This is a genomic window from Nocardia anaemiae NBRC 100462 (genome assembly GCF_001612725.1).
GTDB lineage: Bacteria > Actinomycetota > Actinomycetes > Mycobacteriales > Mycobacteriaceae > Nocardia > Nocardia anaemiae.
On sequence record NZ_BDAZ01000112.1, the window covers coordinates 1 to 4,489 of the forward strand.

Annotated in this window: 1 protein-coding gene; it reads left to right on the top strand. The window is 63.6% G+C overall.

What is annotated here, in order from left to right; genetic code table 11:
- Positions 1-4,489 (top strand): type I polyketide synthase (locus tag NA5_RS38560; protein WP_157110905.1); only part of this gene is annotated, 4,489 nt, incomplete at both ends.

The window sequence follows — 4,489 nt, forward strand, 5'->3', positions numbered from 1 at the left end:
ACACGAGCGTTTCTGGCTCGACGCCAAGCACATGCTTTCGCAGTCCTGGCTGGGAGCCGAGCTGGGTGGGGTCAGCTCTGTCGGCCTGGATGTGGTGGATCATCCATTGCTGGGTGCGGTTGTGCCGCATCCGGATTCGGGTGGGGTCAGCTTCACCGGCCGGTGGTCGGTGAGTTCTCTCGAATGGCTGGCCGACCACAGCGTGCTCGGTACCGTATTGCTCCCCGGCACCGGGTTCGTGGAGCTGGCCAGCTATGTCGGTGGCCTGTTGGGCTGTGCCGTGGTGGACGAACTCGTTCTGCAGACGCCGTTGACGTTGCCGGGGGAGGGCAGTGTCTCGGTGCAGGTGGTGGTGGCCGCCGCGGATGATGCTGGTCGTCGGCGGTTGAGTATCCATTCTCGGCAGACGGTCGAGGGTCCGTGGGCGCTGCACGCCGAGGGTGTTCTCGCCCCGGATGAAGTGATGGCCGACTTCGATCTGACTTCGTGGCCTCCGACCGGTGCCCAGCCGGTGCCCGTTGACGGTGCCTACGACGAGCTGCTCGATATCGGGTACGGGTATGGTCCGTTCTTCCAGGGTTTGCGGGCGGCGTGGCAGCGCGGTGATGAGTTGTTCGCCGAGGTCGCGCTGCCGGATCCGCAGGAGGCCAAGGGTTTCGGGATCCATCCGGCATTGTTCGACTCGGCTTTGCATGCCGGGATAGTGCACGGTCTTCGCGGTGGTGTCGAGCGTTTCCCGGCGCTGCCGTTCACCTGGAACAAAGTGGTGTCGTACTCGGCTGCCGCTGGCGCGGTGCGGGTCCGAATCGTGGTTCAGGGTGACAGGTTCGCCGTACAGATAGCCGATGAGCAGGGCCAACCGGTGATGTCGGTGGGGTCCTTGGTTACTCGGCCGGTGTCGGCTGAGCGCCTGAGCGCCGACCGGGTGTCGGATGCTCTGTTCGGCGTGGAATGGGTTACCGCTCCGACGGTTTCGGCAGGGACGATCGAGCCGGGCCGTGTGGCGGTACTGGGTGGGAGCCAGAATTCCGGTGCGGTGCGGGGTTATCGCGATCTCGCGGCGTTGATCGCTGATCTCGATGCGGCTGCTGATTCGGTTGTCCCCGACTTTGTGTTGTTGGAGTGCCCGCGCTATGACGGTGTGGCGCCGGAGGCGGCGCGGCAGGTTGTCACGGGGGTTCTCGATACGGTCCAACTGTGGTTGAGCGATAGTCGCTTCGCTGACTCTCGTTTGGTTGTGTTGACCAGGCAGGCTGTGTCTGTTGCTGTTTCGGAGCGGGTGGATCTGGGTCAGGCGCCGGTGTGGGGTTTGTTGCGTGCCGCGCAGGCTGAGCATCCGGGTCGGTTCCAGCTTCTGGACCTGGGTCAGCCCGACCAGGACCGTGACGCGGTCGCTGTCGCAACGGTGGCAGCGACCGCTGTGATGGAACCGGAGGCTGCAGTACGCGGCTCGGCGCTGTTCGTGCCGCGGTTGAGCCGTCACGCACCGGGCACGATCGCGCGACTGTCCGAGCCGGGCACCGTTCTGGTGACTGGTGGCACGGGTGGTTTGGGTGCGGTGATTGCTCGGCATCTGGTGACCGAACATGGTGTGCGCCAGCTGGTTTTGACGTCTCGTCGTGGCCTGTATGCTCCCGGTGCTATCCAGTTGCGGGATGAGTTGGTGGAGCTCGGCGCGCTGGTGCGTATTGCCGCGTGTGATGTGTCTGATCGTGAAGCACTCGCGGCGTTGCTGGACACCATCCCGGCCGAGCATCCGCTGGTGGGTGTGGTGCATGCGGCTGGAACCGCCGATAACGGTGTGATCGAGTCGATCACCGCGGACCGGATCGACCATGTCTTCGGACCCAAGGTCGATGCGGCGTGGCATCTGCACGAACTCACTCGCCAGCACCCGCTGTCGTTGTTCGTGCTGTTGTCGTCGGCGGGTGGGCTTGTTCTAGCGGCTGGTCAAGCGAATTATGCCGCGGCGAATGTCTTCCTGGATGCGTTAGCGGCGTATCGCCACAGTTTGGGGCTGCCTGCGACCGCTATCGATTACGGCCTGTGGGCGCGGTCGAGCGGTCTTGGTGTCGAGTTGTCCGAGGATGATTTCGATCGGATGCGTAGGCAGGGTTTCCCGCCGCTTTCCGAGGTCGATGGTTTGGCGTTGTTCGATGCGGCGATCACTACCGATGCTGCCCAGTTGGTGGGGTTGCGGGTTGACCCGGCTGTGCTTCGAACCCGGGGTGAGCAGATTCCCGCTCTCGTCCGCGCGATCGCACCGGCACCGGTGCGCCGCAACAATCGAACCCCAGCGGGACAAGCATTTGCGCGCAAGCTGGCAGGTCTATCCGATACCGATCGCAGGAGTGCTCTGCTCGACCTCGTTCGATCGGTAGCCGCCGAGATCCTCGGACACGCATCCATCGATGCCGTCGAGCCCCAGCAGGCCTTTCAGCAACTCGGGTTCGACTCGCTTAGCGCTGTCGAGTTCCGCAATAAGCTCAATGCCGCGACGGGTCTGCAGTTGCCTGCCACGCTGGTCTTCGATCAGCCCAACCCGCAGATCGTCGCCGAGTTCATCGATTCCCAACTCACCGGCACCCACCAGGACATCGAGGTCACTGCCAGCAGAACTGTCGACGACGACCCGATTGCCGTGGTGGCGATGAGCTGCCGCTATCCGGGTGGCGTCGCCTCGCCGGAAGACCTGTGGCGGTTGGTCGTCGACGGGATCGATGCCAACGGTGCGATGCCGACGGATCGTGGCTGGGATATCGAGGCGATCTACGATCCGGAGCCCGGCAAGGTGGGCAAGACGTATACCCGTCAGGGTGGATTCCTTTATTCGGCAGCCGAATTCGACGCGGATTTCTTCGGGATCAGCCCTAATGAAGCGACGATGATGGATCCCCAGCAGCGGTTGCTGCTGGAGGTCTCGTGGGAGGCATTGGAACGCGCCGGTGTCGATCCAGATGTCCTGCGTGGCAGTTCGACCGGTGTGTTCACCGGCGTGATGTATCACGATTACGCCCAGGGAACCGGCACCGGTAATAACGCGGGCGGAAGCTTGGTCTCCGGTCGCATCGCCTACACGCTCGGGTTGGAGGGTCCGGCCGTCTCGGTGGATACGGCGTGTTCGTCATCGCTGGTGGCGCTGCATTTGGCCGCGCAGTCGTTGCGGTCGGGTGAATGCGATCTGGCCTTGGCCGGTGGTGTGGCGGTGATGGCCACGCCCGACATGTTCCTCGAGTTCAGTCGTCAGCGGGGTCTGTCCCCGGATGGACGCTGTAAGTCGTTCGCGGACTCGGCCGATGGTGTGGGTTGGGCCGAGGGTGCGGGTGTTCTGGTGTTGGAGCGTTTGTCCGATGCTCAGCGCAATGGTCATCAGGTTTTGGCGGTGGTTGCTGGTTCGGCGGTGAATCAGGATGGTGCCTCGAATGGTTTGACTGCACCGAATGGTCCCTCGCAGCGGCGGGTGATCCGTCAGGCTTTGGCGAATGCCGGGCTGTCGCCGGTCGAGGTCGATGCGGTTGAAGCCCACGGCACGGGGACCACTTTGGGTGATCCCATTGAGGCGCAAGCGCTTTTGGCCACGTATGGGCAGGACCGTGATCCGGATAGTCCGTTGTGGTTGGGGTCGTTGAAGTCCAATATCGGTCACGCTCAGGCCGCGGCCGGTGTCGGTGGTGTGATCAAGATGGTCATGGCGATGCGCCACGGCGTGCTGCCGAAAACGCTGCACGTCGATCAGCCCAGCACCAAAGTCGATTGGACCCAAGGCCATATCCGGTTGCTGGCCGATTCGGTGGCGTGGCCTGCGGGCGATCGGCCGCGTCGTGCGGGTGTGTCCTCGTTCGGCCTCAGCGGTACCAATGCTCACCTCATTGTGGAACAGGGGCCGGTCGCGGACCCGGCTCTCGTACCGGTGGTCAAGACCGTTCCGGCTGGTGGGCTGCTGCCGTGGGTGGTTTCGGCGCACAAGAGTGAGGCTCTTGCTGAACAGGCCAGGCGTCTGGCCGCGCATGTCGAGGACCATGATCCGATTGATGTCGGGTTCTCGTTGGTGACTTCGAGGGTGTTGTTCGAGCATCGTGCTGTGGTGTTGGCGCCCGAGCGTGACGGTCTGTTGGCCGGTATACAAGCGTTGGGTCGTGGTGAGGCCACTCCGGGTGTGGTGTCGGGTCGTGTGGTGTCGGGTTCGACGGGTGTGGTGTTTTCGGGTCAGGGTGCGCAGTGGGCGGGCATGGCCGCTGGGCTTCATGGTGCGTATCCGGTGTTTGCCGAGCATTTCGACGCGATCGTTGCTGAGCTGGATCCGCTTCTGGGGCAACCGGTTTCGCTGAGTGTGGCGTTGGCCGATGGTGATCTGGTTGATCAGACGGTGTTCGCTCAGGCGGGTTTGTTCGCCTTCGAGGTGGCGTTGTTCCGTTTGCTCGAATCGTGGGGTGTGCGCGCTGACGTTGTGGCGGGTCATTCGATCGGTGAGGTGGCTGCGGCGCATGTG